General features: G+C 69.7%; 23 protein-coding genes. 7 read left to right on the forward strand and 16 right to left on the reverse strand.

Annotation, left to right across the window (positions count from 1 at the left end; genetic code table 11):
- Positions 1–85: 85 nt before the first annotated feature.
- The 3 genes from ABZ318_RS18740 to ABZ318_RS18750 form a co-directional block, all read right to left on the reverse strand.
- Positions 86–409: an STAS domain-containing protein gene (locus tag ABZ318_RS18740; RefSeq protein WP_030210572.1), complete on the reverse strand. Its 324-nt coding sequence runs from the start codon at positions 407–409 to the stop codon at positions 86–88.
- A 126-nt stretch (positions 410–535) separates the two neighbouring features.
- Positions 536–1,384 (reverse strand): 3-hydroxyacyl-CoA dehydrogenase family protein, encoded by an 849-nt coding sequence (locus ABZ318_RS18745; RefSeq protein WP_356903565.1) that lies wholly within the window; start codon positions 1,382–1,384, stop codon positions 536–538.
- Between the two features lie 142 nt (positions 1,385–1,526).
- The gene (locus tag ABZ318_RS18750) at positions 1,527–2,162 is read right to left on the reverse strand and encodes a TetR/AcrR family transcriptional regulator (RefSeq protein WP_356903566.1); all 636 of its coding nucleotides are present in this window, start codon (positions 2,160–2,162) and stop codon (positions 1,527–1,529) included.
- A gap of 71 nt (positions 2,163–2,233) precedes the next feature.
- Here ABZ318_RS18750 and ABZ318_RS18755 point away from each other — a divergent pair, with 71 nt between their 5' ends.
- The 3 genes from ABZ318_RS18755 to ABZ318_RS18765 are packed head-to-tail and all read left to right on the forward strand — an operon-like array spanning position 2,234 to position 4,365.
- Positions 2,234–3,007: an ATP-binding cassette domain-containing protein gene (locus ABZ318_RS18755; RefSeq protein WP_356903567.1), complete on the forward strand. Its 774-nt coding sequence runs from the start codon at positions 2,234–2,236 to the stop codon at positions 3,005–3,007.
- 22 nt (positions 3,008–3,029) lie between these two features.
- A complete protein-coding gene (locus ABZ318_RS18760) occupies positions 3,030–3,779 on the forward strand; it encodes an ABC transporter permease (RefSeq protein ID WP_356903568.1) in 750 nt (249 codons plus the stop codon).
- 13 nt (positions 3,780–3,792) lie between these two features.
- Positions 3,793–4,365 carry a cob(I)yrinic acid a,c-diamide adenosyltransferase gene (locus tag ABZ318_RS18765; protein ID WP_356903569.1) on the forward strand — a complete coding sequence of 191 codons (573 nt, stop codon included), beginning with the start codon at positions 3,793–3,795 and terminating at the stop codon, positions 4,363–4,365.
- On the opposite strand, the gene ABZ318_RS18770 is transcribed toward ABZ318_RS18765, so the two are convergent.
- Positions 4,282–4,905: a hypothetical protein gene (locus tag ABZ318_RS18770; protein WP_356903570.1), complete on the reverse strand. Its 624-nt coding sequence runs from the start codon at positions 4,903–4,905 to the stop codon at positions 4,282–4,284. The two genes, ABZ318_RS18765 and ABZ318_RS18770, sit on opposite strands and share 84 nt — an antisense overlap.
- 162 nt (positions 4,906–5,067) lie before the next feature.
- Here ABZ318_RS18770 and ABZ318_RS18775 point away from each other — a divergent pair, with 162 nt between their 5' ends.
- The 3 genes from ABZ318_RS18775 to ABZ318_RS18785 all read left to right on the forward strand — a co-directional run bounded on the left by ABZ318_RS18775 (position 5,068) and on the right by ABZ318_RS18785 (position 8,854).
- On the forward strand, positions 5,068–6,249 hold the full coding sequence (locus ABZ318_RS18775) for a histidine kinase (RefSeq protein ID WP_356903571.1): 1,182 nt from the start codon (positions 5,068–5,070) through the stop codon (positions 6,247–6,249).
- Positions 6,246–6,884 carry a response regulator transcription factor gene (locus tag ABZ318_RS18780; protein ID WP_356903572.1) on the forward strand — a complete coding sequence of 213 codons (639 nt, stop codon included), beginning with the start codon at positions 6,246–6,248 and terminating at the stop codon, positions 6,882–6,884. The genes ABZ318_RS18775 and ABZ318_RS18780 overlap by 4 nt, the downstream gene beginning before the upstream one ends.
- Before the next feature lie 209 nt (positions 6,885–7,093).
- Positions 7,094–8,854 (forward strand): glycoside hydrolase family 18 chitinase, encoded by a 1,761-nt coding sequence (locus tag ABZ318_RS18785; RefSeq protein WP_356903583.1) that lies wholly within the window; start codon positions 7,094–7,096, stop codon positions 8,852–8,854.
- Between the two features lie 57 nt (positions 8,855–8,911).
- On the opposite strand, the gene ABZ318_RS18790 is transcribed toward ABZ318_RS18785, so the two are convergent.
- From ABZ318_RS18790 to glyA, 12 genes are all read right to left on the reverse strand, one after another.
- Positions 8,912–9,358, reverse strand: coding sequence for a DUF2550 domain-containing protein (locus tag ABZ318_RS18790; RefSeq protein ID WP_030688906.1), 447 nt, complete (start codon positions 9,356–9,358; stop codon positions 8,912–8,914).
- Between the two features lie 146 nt (positions 9,359–9,504).
- Positions 9,505–9,879 (reverse strand): F0F1 ATP synthase subunit epsilon, encoded by a 375-nt coding sequence (locus ABZ318_RS18795; protein WP_030688905.1) that lies wholly within the window; start codon positions 9,877–9,879, stop codon positions 9,505–9,507.
- A 112-nt stretch (positions 9,880–9,991) separates the two neighbouring features.
- Complete coding sequence (gene atpD / locus ABZ318_RS18800; RefSeq protein WP_356903573.1) at positions 9,992–11,434, reverse strand: F0F1 ATP synthase subunit beta; 1,443 nt, start codon at positions 11,432–11,434, stop codon at positions 9,992–9,994.
- Positions 11,434–12,351 (reverse strand): F0F1 ATP synthase subunit gamma, encoded by a 918-nt coding sequence (locus ABZ318_RS18805; protein ID WP_356903574.1) that lies wholly within the window; start codon positions 12,349–12,351, stop codon positions 11,434–11,436. The genes atpD and ABZ318_RS18805 overlap by 1 nt, the downstream gene beginning before the upstream one ends.
- A 20-nt stretch (positions 12,352–12,371) precedes the next feature.
- Positions 12,372–13,967 (reverse strand): F0F1 ATP synthase subunit alpha, encoded by a 1,596-nt coding sequence (atpA, locus tag ABZ318_RS18810; RefSeq protein ID WP_356903575.1) that lies wholly within the window; start codon positions 13,965–13,967, stop codon positions 12,372–12,374.
- 151 nt (positions 13,968–14,118) lie between these two features.
- Positions 14,119–14,934, reverse strand: coding sequence for a F0F1 ATP synthase subunit delta (locus tag ABZ318_RS18815; RefSeq protein ID WP_356903576.1), 816 nt, complete (start codon positions 14,932–14,934; stop codon positions 14,119–14,121).
- Entirely contained in the window at positions 14,931–15,476 is a 546-nt protein-coding gene (locus tag ABZ318_RS18820; protein ID WP_356903577.1) for a F0F1 ATP synthase subunit B, read from the reverse strand. Before ABZ318_RS18820 ends, ABZ318_RS18815 begins: the two co-directional genes overlap by 4 nt.
- A gap of 41 nt (positions 15,477–15,517) precedes the next feature.
- Positions 15,518–15,751: an ATP synthase F0 subunit C gene (atpE, locus tag ABZ318_RS18825; RefSeq protein ID WP_010474382.1), complete on the reverse strand. Its 234-nt coding sequence runs from the start codon at positions 15,749–15,751 to the stop codon at positions 15,518–15,520.
- A gap of 89 nt (positions 15,752–15,840) precedes the next feature.
- Positions 15,841–16,650, reverse strand: coding sequence for a F0F1 ATP synthase subunit A (gene atpB, locus ABZ318_RS18830; protein ID WP_356903578.1), 810 nt, complete (start codon positions 16,648–16,650; stop codon positions 15,841–15,843).
- Positions 16,651–16,872: 222 nt separating this feature from the next.
- Positions 16,873–17,286, reverse strand: a complete 414-nt coding sequence (locus ABZ318_RS18835; RefSeq protein ID WP_356903579.1) for a hypothetical protein — start codon at positions 17,284–17,286, stop codon at positions 16,873–16,875.
- Between the two features lie 264 nt (positions 17,287–17,550).
- Positions 17,551–18,876, reverse strand: a complete 1,326-nt coding sequence (locus ABZ318_RS18840) for an MraY family glycosyltransferase (RefSeq protein ID WP_356903581.1) — start codon at positions 18,874–18,876, stop codon at positions 17,551–17,553.
- Between the two features lie 107 nt (positions 18,877–18,983).
- Positions 18,984–20,231, reverse strand: coding sequence for a serine hydroxymethyltransferase (gene glyA, locus ABZ318_RS18845; protein WP_356903582.1), 1,248 nt, complete (start codon positions 20,229–20,231; stop codon positions 18,984–18,986).
- A 372-nt stretch (positions 20,232–20,603) separates the two neighbouring features.
- On the opposite strand from glyA, the gene gvpJ reads away from it, so the two are divergent.
- Positions 20,604–20,688 (forward strand): gas vesicle protein GvpJ (gvpJ, locus tag ABZ318_RS18850; RefSeq protein WP_356903584.1); only part of this gene is annotated, 85 nt, incomplete at its 3' end.

Here is a 20,688-nt window from a genome sequence, read left to right on the forward strand (position 1 = left end):
GAGACCAAGACGTCACGGTCTTGTGAGGATTGAGCGTGACGCCTGGTTCGCACAGCTGCTTCACAGTCGGCGGGGCCGGGGCGGGTCACACGCGGGGCAGGGATTCCAGGGCGAGGCCGCCCTCGATGGCGAGGATGCGGTGGAGCCGGGTGGCGACGAGGAGCCGCTGCATCTGGGGCGGCACCCCGCGCAGGACGAGGCGCCGGCCGCAGCGGCCGGCCCTCCGGTGGGCGCCCATGATGACGCCGAGTCCGGTGGCGTCCCAGGAGTCGAGGCCGGTCAGGTCGAGCACCAGGTCGCCGACTCCGTCGTCGACGGCCGAGTGCAGGACCGTACGGGCGTCCGCCGCGCTGCGGACGTCGAGGCGGCCCCCGACGACCAGCTCGACGTGGTCGCCCCTGATGTGCATATGCGCTCCCCGAGAGTGCTCCGTCTTCGCAACAACTGACTGCCGCATCGGCAGATACGTTGCGCCTTGTCAGCGAACCGATACCGAAATTCACCCCACGGAGTGAGGCGGGGTGGCGGGTACGGCTCAGTACTTGTAGAAGCCCTGCCCGCTCTTGCGGCCGATGTCACCCGCGTCCACCATCCGGCGCATCAGCTCCGGCGGCGCGAACTTCTCGTCCTGGGACTCGGTGTAGATGTTGTTGGCGGCGTTCACCAGGATGTCGATGCCGGTGAGGTCGGCGGTGGCGAGCGGGCCCATGGCGTGGCCGAAGCCGAGCTTGCAGGCGATGTCGATGTCCTCGGCGGTGGCGACGCCCGACTCGTGGAGCTTGGCGGCCTCGACGACGAGGGCCGAGATGAGGCGGGTGGTGACGAAGCCGGCGACGTCGCGGTTGACGACGATGCAGGTCTTGCCGACGGACTCGGCGAACGCGCGGGCGGTGGCGAGGGTCTCGTCGCTCGTCTTGTAGCCGCGGACCAGCTCGACGAGCTGCATCATCGGCACGGGCGAGAAGAAGTGGACGCCGACGACGGCCTCGGGGCGCTCGGTCACCGCGGCGATCTTGGTGATCGGGATCGCGGAGGTGTTGGAGGCGAGGACGGCACCGTCCTTGACGATCTTGTCGAGCGAGCGGAAGATCTCGTGCTTGACGTCGAGGTTCTCGAAGACGGCCTCGACGACGACGTCCGCGTCGGCGACGGCGTCGAGCTCGGTGGTGGCGGTGATCCGGCCGAGCGCGGCCTCGGCGTCCTCGGCGTCGAGCTTGCCCTTGGCGACGAACTTGTCGTACGACGCCTTGATGCCGTCGGTGCCGCGGGTCAGGGCGGCGTCGGTGACGTCACGCAGGACGACGTCCCAGCCCGCCTGTGCCGAGACCTGCGCGATGCCGGACCCCATGAGTCCGGCTCCGATGACGGCGAGCTTCCTGGCCACGATGTTCCACCCCTTTAACGCCTGTTCACTTCTGGCTCTCCGGCGGAGATTAGCGGTCACGGGGCGCCATGTGACCGTGAAGTAATGCGCGTCACGCCCTCTTTGACGGACGTCACACTCGCGACAGGCCCGGGGAGGGTCCTCAGGCCCGTACGGCGTACGTCAGGACCTTCTCGCCCAGCAGCTCCTCGATCTCGTCGAGGAGGACGAGGGTCTCGCGGGAGACGGTGGTCGCCTTGCGTCCGGCGGTCATCCCGTCGCTGATGAACTCGACGACGGCGTCCTGGATCCAGGCGATCTGGCCGCCCACGAGCAGCGGCATCGGGTCGTCGGGCCCGGCGCCGACCTCCTCGCGCAGGGCGGCGACGGTGGTCCGGCGGACCTCCTGCTGGAGGGCCATGAGCCGGGCCTGGAGGGTGGGGGCCTCGTCGATCACCCGCATGAAGTCGGCGTAGCCGTCCATCAGTCCGTAGGCGGGCGAGACGGCGGTGACATGGCCGCGGATCTCGCGGAGCACGGCCTGGGCAGCGGACTCCCCCGTGTCGCGGCCGCGGATCATCCGGGCGAGGCGGTGGGTGACGCCCTCCATCCGGTCGAGGAAGAGGTCCTCCTTGGCCGGGAAGTAGTTGTAGACGGTGTTGACGGAGACGTCGGCGGCCTCCGCGATCTCCGCCACCGTCACGGCCTGGAAGCCGCGCTCCAGGAAGAGCCCGGTCGCGATGTCCGAGATCCGCTGTTTCGTCTGCCGCTTCTTGCGCTCCCTGAGCCCTTCACTCATGCCGCCATCCTAGACGGCCTGAAATTTTGGTGACGTTGCAAATTTTCAGTGACTCTGTTTTTGTAGTCGCCATGGCAATCATCAGCACGTCCGGGCTCTCCCGGACCTTCCGGACGAAACAGGGCGAGGTGCACGCGGTCCGCGGCATCGACCTCACGGTGCGGGCGGGCGAGATCCTCGGTTTCCTCGGGCCCAACGGCGCCGGCAAGTCCACGACCCTGCGGATGCTCAGCACCCTGCTGCCGCCCACCGGCGGCGCCGCCGCCGTCTGCGGCCACGACCTGCTGCGGGACCCCGTCGCGGTACGGCGGAAGATCGGGTACGTCGCCCAGGGCGGCGGCGTCGACCCGCAGGAGACCGTCCGCTCCGAACTGGTCACCCAGGGCAGGCTCTACGGCCTCCCCCGGACCGAGGCCACGGCCCGCGCCGCCGAACTCGCCCGCGACCTCGACCTCACCGAGCTCCTCGACCGGAGCACCGCCGCGCTCTCCGGCGGCCAGCGGCGCCGGCTCGACCTCGCGCTCGGCCTGACCCACCGCCCCGCGCTGCTCTTCCTCGACGAGCCGACCACCGGCCTCGACCCGGGCAGCCGGGCCGCCCTCTGGGCGCTCGTCCGGCGGCTGCGCGACGACCACGGCACCACCGTCGTCCTCACCACCCACTACCTCGACGAGGCGGACGCCCTCGCCGAACGGCTCGTGATCATCGACGGGGGCGTCGTCGCCGCCGAGGGCTCCCCCGCCGCGCTCAAGGCCGAGCACGGCGCGGACACCCTCCAGGACGCCTTCCTCGCCATCACCGGGCGCGGCCCCGCGCCCGTCGACACCACGCCCGTCGCCGTCTAGTCGCCCTCCAGGAGTCCACGCGATGCTTCTCCACGACACCGCGGTCCTCTTCGGCCGCTACGCCCGGCAGACCCTGCGCTCGCCGTTCCAGATCTTCTTCGGCGCGCTGATGCCGCTGCTCTACCTGTTCTTCTTCGGCCCGCTGCTCACCGGGCTGCCGCTCGGCCGCGCGGGCGACTCCTGGCAGGTCCTCGTCCCGGGACTGCTGCTCCAGCTCGGTCTCTTCGGGGCCTCGTTCGCGGGGTTCGCCGTCATCATGGAGAAGAACTGGGGCGTCCTCGAACGCCTGCGGGTCACCCCGGTCAGCCGTCTGGCGCTGCTCCTCGGCCGGACGCTGCGGGACACCGTCCTCTTCCTCTTCCAGGCCGTGCTGCTCGTCCTCGCCGCCCTGCTCATGGGCCTGCGGGCGCCGCTCACCGGCATCCTCATCGGCTTCGGCTTCGTCGCCCTGCTCACCTTCTCGCTCGCCTCGCTGTCGTACGTGCTCGCACTGCGGCTGCCCAGCCCGCAGGAGTTCGGCCCGGCGGTCAACACCCTGGCCATGCCCGCGATGCTGCTGTCCGGCCTGATGCTGCCGATGGCCCTCGCGCCCGGCTGGCTCGACGTCCTGTCGCACTTCGTGCCGTTCCGCTATCTGGTGGACGCGGTGCGGGACGCGTACACCGGGCACTACGCGACCGCCACGATGCTGTACGGCGTCCTCGCCGCGGCCGGGCTCACGGTGCTCGCCGTGACGGTCGGCACACGGACGTTCCGCAGGGCCCACGCGTAACTACGCTGGACCCATGGTCAATCTGACGCGCATCTACACCCGTACCGGCGACAAGGGCACCACGGCGCTCGGTGACATGAGCCGGACCGCCAAGACGGATCTGCGGATCTCGGCCTACGCCGACGCCAACGAGGCCAACGCCGCCATCGGGACGGCCGTCGCCCTCGGGCAGCTCGACGAGGACGTCGTGAAGGTCCTCGTCCGCATCCAGAACGACCTCTTCGACGTGGGCGCCGACCTCTGCACGCCGGTGGTGGAGAACCCCGAGTACCCGCCGCTGCGCGTCGAGCAGGCGTACGTCGACAAGCTGGAGGCCGACTGCGACCGCTTCCTGGAGCGGCTCGACAAGCTGCGCTCCTTCATCCTGCCGGGCGGCACGCCCGGCGCGGCCCTGCTGCACCAGGCGTGCACGGTGGTCCGGCGGGCGGAGCGCTCCACGTGGGCGGCCCTGGAGGTGCACGGCGAGACGATGAACGCCCTGACCGCCACGTACCTCAACCGGCTATCGGACCTGCTCTTCATTCTGGCCCGGACGGCGAACAAGGAGGTCGGGGACGTCCTCTGGGTCCCCGGTGGGGACCGCTGAGCCGGTCTCCGGCTCCTTCTTCTGCCAGACGAGGTAGCTGAGCGCGATCAGGCCGTGGATGCCGACGGCCCGCCAGGCGCCGTACATCCAGCTCCGCAGACTGTCGGTGTTCCCGTCGTCGCCGACGTACGCCATGGCGAGGAGCAGCAGGGCGGTGGCGACGGCGCCGCCGACGAGCGAGCCCAGCCAGACCGCGCCCTCGTGGCGGGCCCTGGCCATGCCGTACCGGGGCGGCTTCGGCGGCGGCGGGCCGCCGCCGAGGCGGTGGGCGGCGTGGCCGTCGAGCCATTTCACGGTGCGGTGGCCGTGGCCGACGGTGTAGCCGATGTACAGCGCGGCGAGGCCGTGCTCCCAGCCGGGGTCGGCGCCGTTCTTGAGGTCGATCGCGGTGACGACGAGGAGCACGAGCTCCAGGACCGGCTCGGCGAGCAGCAGCGCCATGCCCGTCCGGGGCATCTTCAGGAGGTAGCGGGTGGCGAGGCCGGCGGCCAGCAGGACCCAGAAGCCGACCTCGCAGAGCACGATCAGCGTGACGATCACGGCGGTTCCCCTTTCGGTTCCCCTTCAGCGTCCCGTGGGGCCGGGCCCGGTTCGTCGTCGCCGGTGACGAAGTCCGTCTACATCCTTCGACGGAGGGCGGCACGCCCGCGGATCGGCCCTGACGAGGAGGTCCACGCGCGCGGGGACGTGTTGGATGAGGGCGTGACGCTCCCCCGCCCGCACCGCCACGACCTGCTCATCGCCGTCGCCGGATTCGCCGTCGGGCTGCTCCTGTGGTCCTTCGGGCTCTATACGACCGGCGACCGCGTGTTCGACCAGCAGTGGGCCGCGCTCGTCCCGCTGACCGTGATGGCCGCCATGGAGGCCCTGCGCCGCACCCTGCCGCAGACGGCCCTGTCCGTGGGCACGGTCGCGATCGTGGCGGACCAGTTCACCAACGGGAACCTCGCCACCGTCCTCATGTTCACGGACGTCGTCTACGCGGCGGTGGTGTACGGCTCCGCCTCCTCCGCCCGTCGCGTCCCCTACAGCACCGGCCTGATCACCGTCGGCGTCACGGTCGGGTTCCTCGTCTGGTGGCAGAACGCCATCGCGCTGCTGGTCGGCGTGATCACCGGCATGATCTCCTTCCTCCCGGCCCTCACGGGCGCGATCGTCCGCAACCACCGCGAGGCGGCGGACGCCGCCCGGCTGCGGGCCGAACAGACGGCGCTGCTCGCCGAGATGGACCGGGCGCAGGCGGTGGTGGCCGAGCGGGCCCGGATGGCGCGCGAGCTGCACGACATGGTCGCGAACCACCTCTCGGCGATCGCGATCCACTCCACGGCCGCGCTCTCCCTCGACGAACCGGCCACCACCCGGCGGGCGTTGACGGTGATCCGGGAGAACAGCGTGGCGGGCCTCGCCGAGATGCGGCGGCTCATCGGACTGCTGCGGGACAGCGGCGGGGACGCCGAGCCGGGTGCGGTGCCGAGCCTCGACGCGCTGGACGGGCTGCTCGCCCGGGCCCGTACGAACGGCTCGTCCGGCGGCCTGGAGTTCGTCCTGGAGGACACCCGGCCCGCGGACGGCGCCGCCCTGCCCGCGCCGGTGGAGCTGGCCGCGTACCGGATCGTCCAGGAGTCGCTGACCAACGCGGTCAAGCACGCCTCCCCCGGTACGGTCACCGTACGGGTCGGCCGCGGTGACGGGGTCCTGACCGTGGCCGTCGACTCGCCGTGCGGGAAGCGGCCGGGACCGTCGGCGCCCGGCACGGGTTCGGGTCTGGTGGGCATGCGGGAGCGCACGGAGCTGCTCGGCGGGGAGTTCCGCGCGGCGGCCTCGGGGGCGGTCTGGCAGGTGCGGGCGGTGCTGCCCGCGGAAGAGAAGGCGGGGAACGCATGACGGTGCGGGTGGTGGTCGCCGAGGACCAGTCCGCGGTGCGGGCGGGGCTCGTGCTGATCCTGGGCAGCGCGCCGGACATCGAGGTGGTCGGCGAGGCGGCGGACGGCGAGCGGGCGGTGGAGCTGGCGCGCGAGCTGCGCCCGGACCTGGTCCTGATGGATGTGCAGATGCCCCGGATGGACGGGGTGACGGCGACCCGCCTGGTGGTGTCGGAGGGGCTCGCCGACGTGCTCGTCCTGACGACGTTCGACCTGGACGAGTACGTCTTCGGGGCGCTGCGGGCCGGTGCCTCGGGCTTCCTGCTGAAGGACACGGACGCGAAGGACCTGATCACGGCGGTGCGGACGGTGGGGCGCGGCGAGGGCCTGATCGCCCCGGCGGTGACGCGGCGACTGATCGCGGAGTTCGCTGCCCCGAGGCGCCCGGCGGCGGACTCCGCCGTACTGGAGCGGCTGACGCCCCGGGAGCGGGAGGTGCTCTCCGCGCTGGGGCTCGGTCTGTCGAACGCGGAGATCGCGGTACGTCTCGACATGGCGGAGGCGACGGTGAAGACGCACGTCAGCAAGGTGCTGGGGAAGCTGGAGCTACGGAGCAGGGTCCAAGCGGCGGTGCTGGCACAGGAGTTGGGGGTTTAGCGGAACTTTGCCGACGTTGGTCTGGACCTCTTGACGATTGGTCCAGACCTTCCTACGCTCGCGGGGCGCGCGCACCCTTCGGACCACCCCCACCTTGTCCGTCCGCAACTTGAGGAGCACCGTTGAGCACTCAAGCACCGACGCGCAGAGCAGGGTTCAGACACCGGACCGCCGCCGGACTGACCGCCCTGATCCTGCCCCTGGCCGCCATGGTCGGCCTCGCCTCCCCCGCCGAAGCCGCCACCTCGGCCACCGCGACCTACACCAAGCCCCAGGACTGGGGCACCGGCTTCGAGGGCAAGTGGACGGTGAAGAACACCGGCACCACCACCATCAGCTCCTGGACCGTCGAGTGGGACTACCCCTCCGGCACCGCCGTCACCTCCGCCTGGGACGCCACCGTCACCAGCTCCGGCACCCACTGGACCGCCAAGAACGTCGGCTGGAACGGCACCCTCGCCCCCGGCGCCTCCGTCTCCTTCGGCTACAACGGCACCGGCTCCGGCGCGCCCACCGGCTGCAAGATCAACGGCGCTCCCTGCGACGGCACCACCCAGCCGGGCGACAACCCGCCCTCGGCCCCCGGCACCCCCGTCGCCTCGAACGTCACCGACACCTCGGCGAAGCTCACCTGGACCGCGGCCACCGACGACAAGGGCGTCAAGAACTACGACGTCCTGCGCGACGGCACCAAGGTGACCACCACCACCGGCCTCACCTTCACCGACAGCGGCCTCACCGCGGGCACCGACTACGCGTACACCGTCGTCGCCCGCGACACCATCGACCAGACCGGCCCCGCCGCCGGCCCGGTCGCCGTCCGCACCACCGGCGGAGGCGGCGGCCAGCCCCTCCCGAACGCCGTGAAGATGGGCTACTTCGCCAACTGGGGCGTCTACGGGCGCAACTACCACGTGAAGAACATCGTGACCTCCGGCTCCGCGTCGAAGATCACGCACATCAACTACGCCTTCGGCAACGTCCAGAACGGCAAGTGCACCATCGGCGACGCCTACGCCGACTACGACAAGGCCTACACCGCCGACCAGTCCGTCGACGGCGTCGCCGACACCTGGGACCAGCCGCTGCGCGGCAACTTCAACCAGCTCCGCAAGCTGAAGAAGGCCTACCCGAACATCAAGGTCCTGTGGTCCTTCGGCGGCTGGACCTGGTCCGGCGGCTTCGGCCAGGCCGTGCAGAACCCGACCGCCTTCGCCCAGTCCTGCTACGACCTGGTCGAGGACCCGCGCTGGGCCGACGTCTTCGACGGCATCGACCTGGACTGGGAGTACCCCAACGCCTGCGGCCTGTCCTGCGACACCAGCGGCGCGGCCGCCTTCAAGAACATGATGCAGGCCATGCGCGCCAAGTTCGGCGCCGGCAACCTGGTCACCGCCGCCGTCACCGCCGACGCCTCCGCGGGCGGCAAGATCGACGCCGCCGACTACGCGGGCGCCGCGCAGTACATGAACTGGTTCAACGTCATGACGTACGACTTCTTCGGCGCCTGGGCGGCCAAGGGTCCGACGGCCCCGCACTCCCCGCTCACCTCCTACGCCGGCATCCCGCAGGCGGGCTTCAACTCCGCCGAGGCGATCGCCAAGTTCAAGGCGAAGGGCGTCCCCGCCAACAAGCTCCTCCTCGGCATCGGCTTCTACGGCCGCGGCTGGACCGGCGTCACCCAGTCCGCCCCCGGCGGCACGGCGACCGGCCCGGCGCAGGGCACGTACGAGCAGGGCATCGAGGACTACAAGGTCCTCAGGAACTCCTGCCCGGCCAACGGCACCGTCGCGGGCACGGCGTACGCCCACTGCGGCACCAACTGGTGGAGCTACGACACCCCCGCCACCGTGAACTCGAAGATGAGCTGGGCCAAGAACCAGGGCCTCGGCGGAGCGTTCTTCTGGGAGTTCAGCGGCGACACCGGCAACGGCGAGCTGGTCGGCGCCATCAACAGCGGCCTGAGCTAGGCGGCCCACGACGAAGCGGGGGACGGCGCAGCACGCCGTCCCCCGCTTCTTCACGCCTTACGCGACGTTCACCCTCTGCCCCGGAGGCGCCGCCTCCAGCCAGGCCATGAAGCCCGTCCGGGCGTCCTCGCTCATCGCGAGCTCCAGGCGGACGCCCTCGTACATACAGGGCTGGATCACGGCGTCGGAGAGCAGCGCGAGCTCCTCCTCGCCCTCCGGCATCCGGCGCTCCAGGGCCACGATGGAGGAGCGCTCCAGGACCCGGCGCGGGCGGGGCGCGTACGAGAAGACACGGAACCAGGAGATCTCGTCACCGCTGTAGCGGGCGACGCCGTACACCCAGCCCTTGCCGGTCGGATCCGGCTCGTCGGGGACGTCCCAGCGCAGCGAACAGTCGAAGGTGCCGCCGGCGCGCTGGATGAGTCTGCGGCGCAAGCCGAAGACGAAGAGCCCGATCACCACCAGTGCGACGACCAGGCCGCACACGAGCAGAGCGAGGAACATCTTCACCGACCTCCTCGCTGCGTCCCGTAGCCGGCACCGCCGGCAGAACCGAATACGACCTGCATCTGCATCGCCTCAGCCGCGACACGCTCCGGAGTATTCCGGACCGTGCCGCGGCTGAGGGCACTCCTGCTCGGCGCGGACCGTCAGCGGACCGCTACCGCGCGCAGCCGGACCTCGGCGCGCCGCTCGGCGGCGGCGTCGGAATCCGTCTTCGCACGCTCCAGCGCGCGCTCGGCGCGCTGGGCGTCGATCTCGTCCGCCAGCTCGCAGATCTCCGCGAGCAGAGACAGCTTGTCGTCGGCGAACGAGATGAATCCGCCGTGGACGGCGGCGACGATCGTGCCGCCCTCCGACGTACGGATGGTCACCGGGCCCGACTCCAGCACACCGAGCAGCGGCTGGTGGCCGGGCATGACGCCGATGTCGCCGGAGGTGGTACGCGCGATGACCAGGGTGGCCTCGCCGGACCAGACACTCCGGTCCGCGGCGACCAGCTCGACGTGCAGCTCAGCAGCCAAGGGTGGCTCCTCGGGTCACCACCCGGCGGTCGTGCCGGGTGTTGGGGTCAATTCTAGGGGGCGTGGAGAGGGGGACGGGACGGATCCCGTCCCCCTCGGGCGAGCACGGGGCTCAGGAGACGCCGAGCTCCTTGGCGTTGTTCTTGAGGTCCTCAAGACCACCGCACATGAAGAACGCCTGCTCCGGGAAGTGGTCGAACTCACCGTCGCAGATCGCGTTGAACGCGGCGATCGACTCGTCGAGCGGAACGTCCGAACCGTCCACACCGGTGAACTGCTTCGCCGCGTGGGTGTTCTGGGACAGGAAGCGCTCGACACGGCGGGCGCGGTGGACGACGAGCTTGTCCTCCTCGCTCAGCTCGTCGATACCGAGGATCGCGATGATGTCCTGGAGGTCCTTGTACTTCTGCAGGATGCCCTTGACCCGCGAGGCGGTGTCGTAGTGGTCCTGCGCGATGTAGCGCGGGTCCAGGATCCGGGACGTGGAGTCCAGCGGGTCCACGGCCGGGTAGATGCCCTTCTCGGAGATCGGACGGGAGAGAACCGTCGTCGCGTCGAGGTGGGCGAAGGTGGTCGCCGGCGCCGGGTCGGTGAGGTCGTCGGCGGGGACGTAGATCGCCTGCATCGAGGTGATCGAGTGACCACGGGTCGAGGTGATGCGCTCCTGGAGGAGACCCATCTCGTCGGCCAGGTTCGGCTGGTAGCCCACCGCGGAGGGCATGCGGCCGAGCAGGGTCGACACCTCGGAACCGGCCTGGGTGAAGCGGAAGATGTTGTCGATGAAGAACAGCACGTCCTGCTTCTGCACATCGCGGAAGTACTCCGCCATGGTCAGACCGGCGAGGGCCACACGGAGACGGGTGCCCGGGGGCTCGTCCATCTGGCCGAAGACGAGGGCGGTCTTGTCGAGGACGCCCGAGTCCTCCATCTCCGCGATGAGGTCGTTGCCCTCACGCGTACGCTCACCGACACCGGCGAACACGGAAACACCCTCGTGCAGCTTCGCCACACGCATGATCATTTCCTGGATCAGAACGGTCTTGCCGACACCGGCACCACCGAACAGACCGATCTTTCCACCCTTGACGTACGGGGTGAGAAGGTCGACGACCTTCAGGCCGGTCTCGAACATCTCGGTCTTCGACTCGAGCTGGTCGAACGCCGGGGCCTTGCGGTGGATGGACCAGCGCTCGCCGACCTCCGCCTCCGCCTCGGGCTCGTTCAGGATCTGGCCCAGCGTGTTGAACACGCGACCCTTGGTGACGTCGCCGACGGGCACCGTGATGCCGTCGCCGGTGTCGACCACGGGGGCCTGGCGGACCAGACCGTCGGTGGGCTGCATCGAGATGGTGCGGACGATGCCGTCACCCAGGTGCTGCGCGACCTCGAGGGTCAGCGTCTTGAGCGCGCCCTCCTCGGCCGGGTCGGCGACCTGGACGTGCAGGGCGTTGTAGATCTCCGGCATCGCGTCGACGGGGAACTCCACGTCGACGACCGGGCCGATGACCCGGGCGACGCGGCCCGTGGCGGCGGCCGTCTCAACAGTGGTCGTCATTACTTGTCACTCCCCGCGGTCGCGTCGGCCAGGGCTGCGGTGCCACCGACGATCTCGCTGATTTCCTGGGTGATTTCGGCCTGGCGGGCCGCGTTGGCAAGTCGGGAGAGGTTGTTGATCAAGTCTCCCGCGTTGTCGGTCGCCGACTTCATCGCGCGGCGCGTGGCGGCGTGCTTGGAGGCAGCCGACTGGAGCAGCGCGTTGTAGATCCGGCTCTCGACGTAGCGCGGCAGAAGGGCGTCGAGGACGTCCTCCGCCGACGGCTCGAAGTCGTACAGCGGACGGAGGGTGTCCGGCTCGCCGGCCTCCTTCGCCACCTCGTCGAGGCTGAGGGGCAGCAGCCGGGCCTCGATCGCCGTCTGGGTCATCATCGAGACGAACTCGGTGTAGACGATGTGGAGCTCGTCCACACCACCCTCGGCCGTGTCCTTCTCGATCGCCTCGATCAGCGGTGCCGCGATCTTCTTGGCGTCCGCGTACGTGGGCTCGTCCGTGAAGCCGGTCCACGTGTCGGTCAGCTTCCGCTCACGGAAGTTGAAGTGCGAGACACCGCGGCGACCGACGACGTAGATGTCGACCGCCCGGCCCTCGCCCTCCAGCTTCCTGATGAGCTGCTCCGCCGCCTTGATGGCGTTGGAGTTGAAGGCACCGGCCAGACCGCGGTCGCTCGAGAGGAGCAGGACCGCGGCACGGCTCGGGTTCTCCGCCTCGGTGGTCAGCGGGTGCTTGTCGTTCGCACCCGTGGCCACCGCCGTGACCGCGCGCGTGAGCTCGGTCGCGTACGGAGTCGACGCCTGCACCTTGCGCTGCGCCTTGACGACACGCGAGGCGGCGATCATCTCCATCGCCTTGGTGATCTTCTTCGTCGCGGTGACGGATTTGATGCGACGCTTGTAGACCCGGAGCTGCGCTCCCATGAGTCAGGTCCCTTCCGTCGTCACTTCGAGACGTTGACGGCGGGAGCGTCTGCGCCGAGCAGCTTGCCGTCAGAGGTCTCGAACTGCTTCTTGAACTCCGCGATGGCGTCGGCGACGGACTGCAGCGTGTCGTCCGACATCTTGCCGCCCTCACGGATGGAGGTCATGAGGCCCGAGTGGTTCTGGCGCAGGTACGCCAGCATCTCGGCCTCGAAGCGACGGATGTCGGCGACCGGAACGTCGTCCATCTTGCCGGTGGTGCCGGCCCAGACCGAGACGACCTGGTTCTCGGTCGGCATCGGCTGGTACTGAGCCTGCTTGAGCAGCTCGACCATGCGCTGACCGCGCTCCAGCGACGCCTTCGACGCGGCGTCCAGGTCGGAACCGAAGGCGGCGAACGCCTCGAGCTCACGGAACTGGGCCAGGTCGACACGGAGGCGACCGGAGATCTGCTTCATCGCCTTGTGCTGGGCGGAGCCACCGACTCGGGAGACCGAGATACCGACGTTCAGGGCCGGACGCTGGCCGGCGTTGAACAGGTCGGACTCCAGGAAGCACTGGCCGTCGGTGATGGAGATGACGTTGGTCGGGATGAACGCGGAGACGTCGTTGGCCTTCGTCTCGACGATCGGCAGACCGGTCATCGAACCGGCACCCAGCTCGTCCGAGAGCTTCGCGCAGCGCTCGAGGAGACGGGAGTGCAGGTAGAAGACGTCACCCGGGTAGGCCTCACGGCCCGGCGGGCGGCGCAGCAGCAGCGACACGGCGCGGTAGGCGTCGGCCTGCTTCGACAGGTCGTCGAAGACGATCAGGACGTGCTTGCCCTGGTACATCCAGTGCTGACCGATGGCGGAACCGGTGTACGGCGCCAGGTACTTGAAGCCGGCCGGGTCGGACGCCGGGGCGGCGACGATCGTCGTGTACTCGAGCGCGCCGGCCTCTTCCAGGGCGCCGCGAACGGACGCGATGGTCGAGCCCTTCTGGCCGATGGCGACGTAGATGCAGCGGACCTGCTTGTTCACGTCGCCCGAGCGCCAGTTGTCGCGCTGGTTGATGATGGTGTCGACACAGAGCGCGGTCTTGCCGGTCTGACGGTCACCGATGATCAGCTGACGCTGACCACGGCCGACCGGCGTCATGGCGTCGACGGCCTTGTAGCCGGTCTCCATCGGCTCGTGCACCGACTTACGGGCCATAACGCCCGGGGCCTGCAGCTCGAGGGCGCGGCGGCCCTCGGTCGCGATCTCGCCGAGACCGTCGATCGGGTTACCGAGCGGGTCGACGACGCGACCCAGGTAGCCCTCACCGACACCTACGGAGAGGACCTCGCCGGTGCGCTGCACCGACTGACCCTCCTCGATGCCGCTGAACTCGCCGAGGACGATGGCACCGATCTCGCGCTCCTCGAGGTTGAGGGCGAGGCCGAGGGTGCCGTCCTCGAACTTCAGCAGCTCGTTCGCCATGGCCGAGGGAAGACCCTCGACCTTCGCGATACCGTCACCGGCCAGGCTGACCGTGCCGACCTCCTCGCGCGAGGCCGCGTCCGGCTGGTACGACTGGACGAAGTTCTCCAGTGCGTCCCGGATCTCCTCCGGCCGGATCGTGAGCTCCGCCATCTGGGTTCCCTGCTCTCCTTGTTGGGCCCGAAGTTTCTTAAGGGGTCTGGGGGCCGACCCCCAGGAATCTTCTGCAATCTCTGCACGGCCCAACCGGGCCGCTGGTGATGCTGTGTTGCTGTGCTGCCTTGTGCTGCTGTGGTCGCTGCCGTCAGCCGGCGAGTCGACGGGTCGCCTCGCCGAGGCGCTCCGCGATGGAGCCGTCGATGATCTCGTCACCGACGCGCACCGTGATCCCGCCGAGGACCGCGGGGTCCACGTCCAGGTTCAGGTGCATCTCGCGGCCGTACAGCTTCGCCAGTACGGCACCGAGGCGCTGCTTCTGCCGGTCCGACAGCGGCACCGCCGAGGTGACGACGGCGACCATCCGGTCCCGGCGCGCCGCGGCGAGCTTGGACAGGGACTCGAGTCCCGCTTCCAGGCTACGTCCCCGGGGCTGGGTCACCAGACGGACGACCAGACGCTCGGTGGTCGCGTGGGCCTTGCCGCCGAGCAGGTCACGCAGCAGCGTGCCCTTCGCGGTGGCCGTGGCGGCCTTGTCCGTCAGCGCCGAGCGCAGCTCGGTGCTGGAGGACACGATCCGGCCGAACCGGAACAGCTCGTCCTCGACGTCGTCGAGGGCGCCCGCCTTCTGCGCCGCGGTGAGGTCGGCGGTGTTCGCCAGCTCCTCGGTCGCGTCGACCAGGTCACGCGAGCGCGACCAGCGGGAACGCACCATGCCGGAGACCAGGTCGACGGTCTCGCCGCCCACCTGTCCACGCAGGAGTCGCTGCGCGAGCTCGGCCTTGGCCTCACCCGACTGGGCAGGGTCGGTCAGGACCCGGCGCAGCGACACCTCGCGGTCGAGCAGCACGGTGACGGCGGCCAGCTCGTCCGCGAGCTTCTTCGCGTCGACCGGGGTGTTGTCGGTCAGCGCGTCGAGGGACTCACGGGCGGCGGACAGTGCCTCGCGGCTCGCTCCGTTCATCGGACAGCCTCGGCCTTCTCCTCGAGCTCGTCGAGGAAGCGGTCGATGGTGCGGCTCTGGCGGGCGGCGTCCTCGAGGGACTCGCCGACCAGCTTGCCGGCCAGGTCGGTGGCGAGCTTGCCCACGTCCTGGCGCAGCGACGCGGACGCGGCCTTGCGGTCGGCCTCGATCTGCGCGTGGCCGGCGGCGATGATCTCCTCGCGCTGGCGCTGGCCTTCCGCCTTCATCTCCTGGATGATCGCGGTGCCCTGCTCCGTCGCCTCCTGGCGAAGACGCGCGGCCTCGTGGCGGGCCTCGGCGAGCTGGGCCTTGTACTGCTCCAGCACACTCTGAGCCTCGATCTGGGCCGACTCGGCCTTCTCGATGCCACCCTCGATGGCCTCGCGACGCTCGACCAGAACCTTGTTGATGTTCGGGAGGAGCTTCTTGGCGAGGAAGCCGAAGACGATGACGAAGGCGATCAGGCCGATGACGAGCTCATCGAGATGCGGGATAAGCGGAGGCTGCTCCTCCGCCGCTTCCGCAAGAAGCAGAGCGTTCACATCAGTGCCTTCCGTAAAAAGAATCGGGCAGTCGGTCCGGCTTACTTGTAGACGAAGCCCATGACGATGCCGATGAGGGCGAGCGCCTCACAGAAGGCGAAACCCATGATCTGGTTGGTACGGATCAGGCCGGCCGCCTCGGGCTGACGGGCGAGGGCCTGGGTGCCGTTACCGAAGATGATGCCGACGCCGACGCCGGGGCCGATGGCCGCGAGGCCGTAGCCGATGGACGCGACGTTTCCGTTGACGGCGGCGAGAGTCTCGAGAGCGGACATGCCGGTTCTTCCTTCTCTTTCAAGGACCCGGTGGGGGTTGGCCACCGGACGACTGTTGGTTTGGGGTGTGGTGCTGCTGCCGGGCCGGCTCAGTGGTGCTCGGAGAGCGCGCCCTGGACGTAGCTGCAGGCCAGGAGGACGAAGACGTACGCCTGGACGGCCTGGATGAAGAGCTCGAAGGCAGTCATGATCAGGACCATCACGAACGAGGCGCCGGCGTAGACGAAGCCCAGGCCGTTCATGAGGTACCAGGTGGCCAGCGAGAACATCACGATCAGCAGGTGACCGGCGAACATGTTCGCGAACAGTCGCACCGCGTGCGTGAAGGGCCGGATCAGAAGGTTCGAGAAGAACTCGAGCAGCATGATGAGCGGGAGGATCGCACCCAGGGACTTGTCGTACCCGAGGATGTTCTTCCAGCCGCCGGCGAAGCCGTGCTTCTTGAACGTCAGCGAGACCCACATGACGTAGACGATCAGTGCGAGGGCCGCCGGGAAGGCGATCAGCGAGGTGACCGGGAACTGGGCGAGCGGAATGATCGACCAGAGGTTCATGATCCAGACGAAGAAGAACAGCGACACCATGAAGGGGACGTACTTCTCGCCGTCCTTCTTGCCGATGATCTCGTAGACGATGCCGCGGCGCACGAAGTCGTAACCGGCCTCGCCGACCATCTGCATCTTGCCGGGGATCAGCTTGGGCTTGTTGAAGGCGGCCCAGAAGAACCCGACGACCACGAGCGAGCCCAGGATCGCGAGCAGCATGGGCTTCGTGAACTCGAAGCTTCCCCACGTGGCGATCGGCTCGTACATGAACGTGTGCAGGCCCGGCGCCGGGAAGCCACATCCACTGAAGATGTGGCAATCCGGGTCGAAGGCAAGCGTCTGGTCAGCACTCACCGCGGGCTCCTTCAGCGTGGCGCATAGGTACGGCAACCTCGTTGTGTCGGCGCGGCGCGCAGCCGCGGGTCGGCACTGGACTGGTCTTACGGATAAGGGGGCGGCGGTTCGGCATCGAGCCTCGCGCTGGGACAGGCGTCTCGGATGCCCGCGCCCGCAGTGCCGCAGTTGGCACCGGACGATAGCAGGAAGCCGAACGCGGCTTTATCCCGGCCCTACCCATCACGACCCGGACCCCGTGTTTCCGGGGTCGATGTACGTGATCTTGGCCTTCATGTAGGCCCGGGCCTGTGCGGCGACCCACACGACGGTCGTCGCGAGAAGCGTGAATGCGAAGGCCTTGAAGTCGAACAGCGTGGTGTTCTTGAGCAAGGCCAGGAAGATGAAGAGCAACAGAAGCTGGGCCGCGTAGAGCATCAGCCCCATGGCCTGGAAAAGTTGCGGGAACTTCTTCGCCGTCCGCTGCAGGACCACCAGCCCGATGCCCATGAAGAGAAGGACCACCAGGGTGCCGACGACGGCACCGATCGCACCCTTGCCGCCGGCGACCACCCCGGCGACGACCGTGGCGATGGCGCCGACGGCCGCGGCGGGTACGGCGGCGTGCAGAAGGATGCGTGCGTCGTTCGACGGCATGGCGGTGTCTCCGCTTGCTCTGGAGGGGGCGATGGTGTCGTCAGGGACGAGCGTAAGCCCGGTCCGAGGTGGGTCTCGGGGCCAACAGACCGTCGCACTACGGTCTTTCGGCACTGTCGCCGGGTCTCGTGAACCGTATCACAAACTATTTGAATAGGTCTTTACCCAGAAGGTGTGCCAGTGGTCACACATGAGAGTTACTCCGCGCGTGTGTGCGCGACAGTAGGGCACCTTGTCTGGTATTGGCCCCGACTGGGGCTTTCGTCAACCGCGCGCCCCGGCCTTACTTCTGTCGGTGAAGCGCGAACGGTGACCGAGGGCGGTCGCTCCGTTGACCCCGGCGGGCACGGGCTCCCGCTCCCCCTCGGCGGACCCGGCGGGGTCGACGGGGCCGAGGGACTCCGTCGTCACGGCGGCCGGCTTGCGGCGCCGGTAGCGCGGCGGCACCACGGACTGGGCCCAGCGCGGGGCGCGCGGCGTGAAGCGCGGCAGCAGGAGCAGCACCAGGCCGATCGCGCTCAGCGCGACGACGCCGAGGACGATCCACATCGAGGTCGAGTGGACCGAGTAGGCCAGCGTGCCGAAGGCGATGAGCGCCGACCAGAAGTACATGATCAGCACCGCCCGGCTGTGCGAGTGCCCGATCTCCAGGAGCCGGTGGTGCAGGTGGCCGCGGTCGGCCGCGAACGGCGACTGCCCCTTCCACGTGCGGCGCACGATCGCGAGGACCAGGTCCGCCATCGGGATCGCGATGATGGTCAGCGGCAGCACCAGCGGGATGAAGACCGGCAGGGCGGCGTGGGTGGCCTCACGGGTCGAGCCCTCGAAGAGCCGCAGCACGTCGGGGTCGACCTGGCCGGTGATCGAGATGGCGGAGGCCGCGAGGATCAGGCCGATCAGCATCGAGCCGGAGTCGCCCATGAAGATGCGCGCCGGGTGCATGTTGTGCGGCAGGAAGCCCAGGCACATGCCCATGAGGATGGCGGCGAAGAGGGTCGCGGGGGCGGCCGCCTCGATCGTGTAGCCGTACCAGAGGCGGTACGCGTACAGGAAGAAGGCCGCGGCGGCGATGCAGACCATGCCGGCGGCGAGGCCGTCGAGGCCGTCGACGAAGTTCACGGCGTTGATGGTGAGGACCACCAGGGCGACCGTGAGGAGCGTGCCCTGCCAGGGGGTGAGGGCGACCGTGCCGACACCGGGGATCGGCAGCCACAGGATCGTCAGACCCTGCGCGACCATCACGCCCGCCGAGATCATCTGCGCGCCCAGCTTGATGAGCGCGTCCAGCTCGAACTTGTCGTCGAGGACGCCGATCAGCCAGATCAGGGCGGCGCCGGAGAGCAGCGCGCGGGGCTCGTTGGACTGCTCGAAGACGCTGTTCAGGTTCTGCAGGTGGTCGGCGACGAGCAGTCCCGCGCACAGCCCGAAGAACATGGCGATGCCACCGAGCCGCGGAGTCGGTTCTCGGTGCACGTCGCGGGCGCGGATCTCCGGCATCGCCCCGGTCGCGATGGCGAACTTCCGCACCGGACCGGTGAGCAGATAGGTCACCGCGGCCGTGACACAGAGCGTCAGCAGGTAATCACGCACGGGCTGCCCCACAGGAATCGCTGGCCATCTCAGCCCCACACCCTAGCCGTGCCGTCCATGTGGTTTGAGACACCGGGGCCGTCCGAACGGTTGCGCTCGGGCTCCCGTCAGCGCCCATACGGGGGAAATCGGGAGGTCAGCTCCCGTACCTCCGCGCGTACCCGGGCCGTTTCCCCGGGGTCGTCCCGCAACGCGACGGTGAACAGCGCGGCAATTCTTGCCATCTCCGGTGTGCCCATCCCCTGCGTGGTGACGGCCGCGGTGCCGAGGCGGATCCCGCGGCCCTCCCCGTGCGGCAGGGCACAGGTGTCGAGCACCATGCCGGCGGCGGCGAGGCGGGCGCGGGCGGTGCGGCCCTCGACGCCGAGCGGCGCGGGATCGGCGGTGATGAGATGCGTGTCCGTCCCGCCGGTGGTCACCGCGAAGCCCTCGGCGGCGAGCGCGGTCGCGAGGACCTTCGCGTGTTCGACCACCTGATGGACGTACGCCGTGAACGCCGGCGTGGACGCCTCTCCGAAGGCCACCGCCTTGGCCGCGATCGTGTGCATCTGCGCGCCGCCCTGCGTGAACGGGAACACCGCCCGGTCGACCCGGCCCGCGAGCTCCTCGCCGCACAGGATCATTCCGCCGCGCGGCCCGCGCAGCACCTTGTGGGTGGTCGCGCAGACCACGTCGGCGTACGGGACGGGATTGGGGGCCGCTCCCCCGGCGACCAGGCCGATGGGATGGGCGGCGTCGGCGATCAGATACGCCCCGACGTCGTCGGCGATCTCGCGGAAGACCGCGTAGTCGAGGTGACGGGGGTACGAGATGGAGCCGCAGACGATCGCCTTGGGCCGGTGGTGGCGGGCGAGCGCGGCGACCTGCTCGTAGTCGACGAGCCCGGTCTCGGCGTCGACGCCGTAGGGCACGAAGTCGAACCACCGTCCGGAGAAATTGGCGGGCGACCCGTGCGTGAGGTGCCCGCCGTGGCCGAGCCCCATGGCCAGGACCGTGTCACCGGGCCTGAGAAGGGCCGCGTACGCCGCCAGGACGGCCGAGGAGCCGGAGTGGGACTGCACGTTCGCGTGGTCCGCTCCGAAGAGCGCCATGGCCCGCTCGACGGCGATCCGCTCGACCGCGTCGGCGTACTCGCAGCCGCCGTGGTGCCGGGCGCCGGGGTAGCCCTCGGCGTACTTGTTGGCGAGCGGGGAGCCGAGGGCGGCGAGGACGGCGGGCGAGGTGAAGTTCTCGGCCGCGATCAGCTGCAGACTGTCGGCCTGCCGCCGCGCCTCGCCGAGCAGCACGTCGGCGACCTCGGGGTCCTGCCGACGCAGGACGTCGAGCTCCTCATCGGGCGGCGCGGTGACGGACATGGCTGACTCCGGACGTGGAGGGATGTCAGCACCAATGTAGGCGCGCCCCGGCGCCCCCGCCCGTTGACGCGGACGCCCTTCGGCGCTTGGCCGAGGCGCCCACCCCCTCCCCGACGCGGCCGGGGCCCGGGCCGTCAGCGCCGGCCGAGGCGCCCGCCCGGGCCGTCAGCGCTTGGCCGAGACGCCCGTCAGAGCCGTCACCACCGGGTCCAGCGCCTGGTTGAGCCCCACTCCCGACGCGCCCCTCGCACCGCTCGGCCCCGAGGGGCCTCCCGGGCATCGGCACGCTGCGGCGGCCTCCGACCGCCGGACGCGGCCGGGGCCCGGGCCGTCAGTGCCGGCCGAGGCGCCCACCCGGGCCGGCCCGTCGCCCTGATCGATCTCCTGGACCGGCTCCTGAACGGGGGAGCGGTGCTCACCGGCGACCTCGTCCTGTCCGTCGCGGACGTCGACCTGG

The organism is Streptomyces sp. NPDC006197 (assembly GCF_040613865.1).
Classification (GTDB): Bacteria; Actinomycetota; Actinomycetes; order Streptomycetales; family Streptomycetaceae; genus Streptomyces.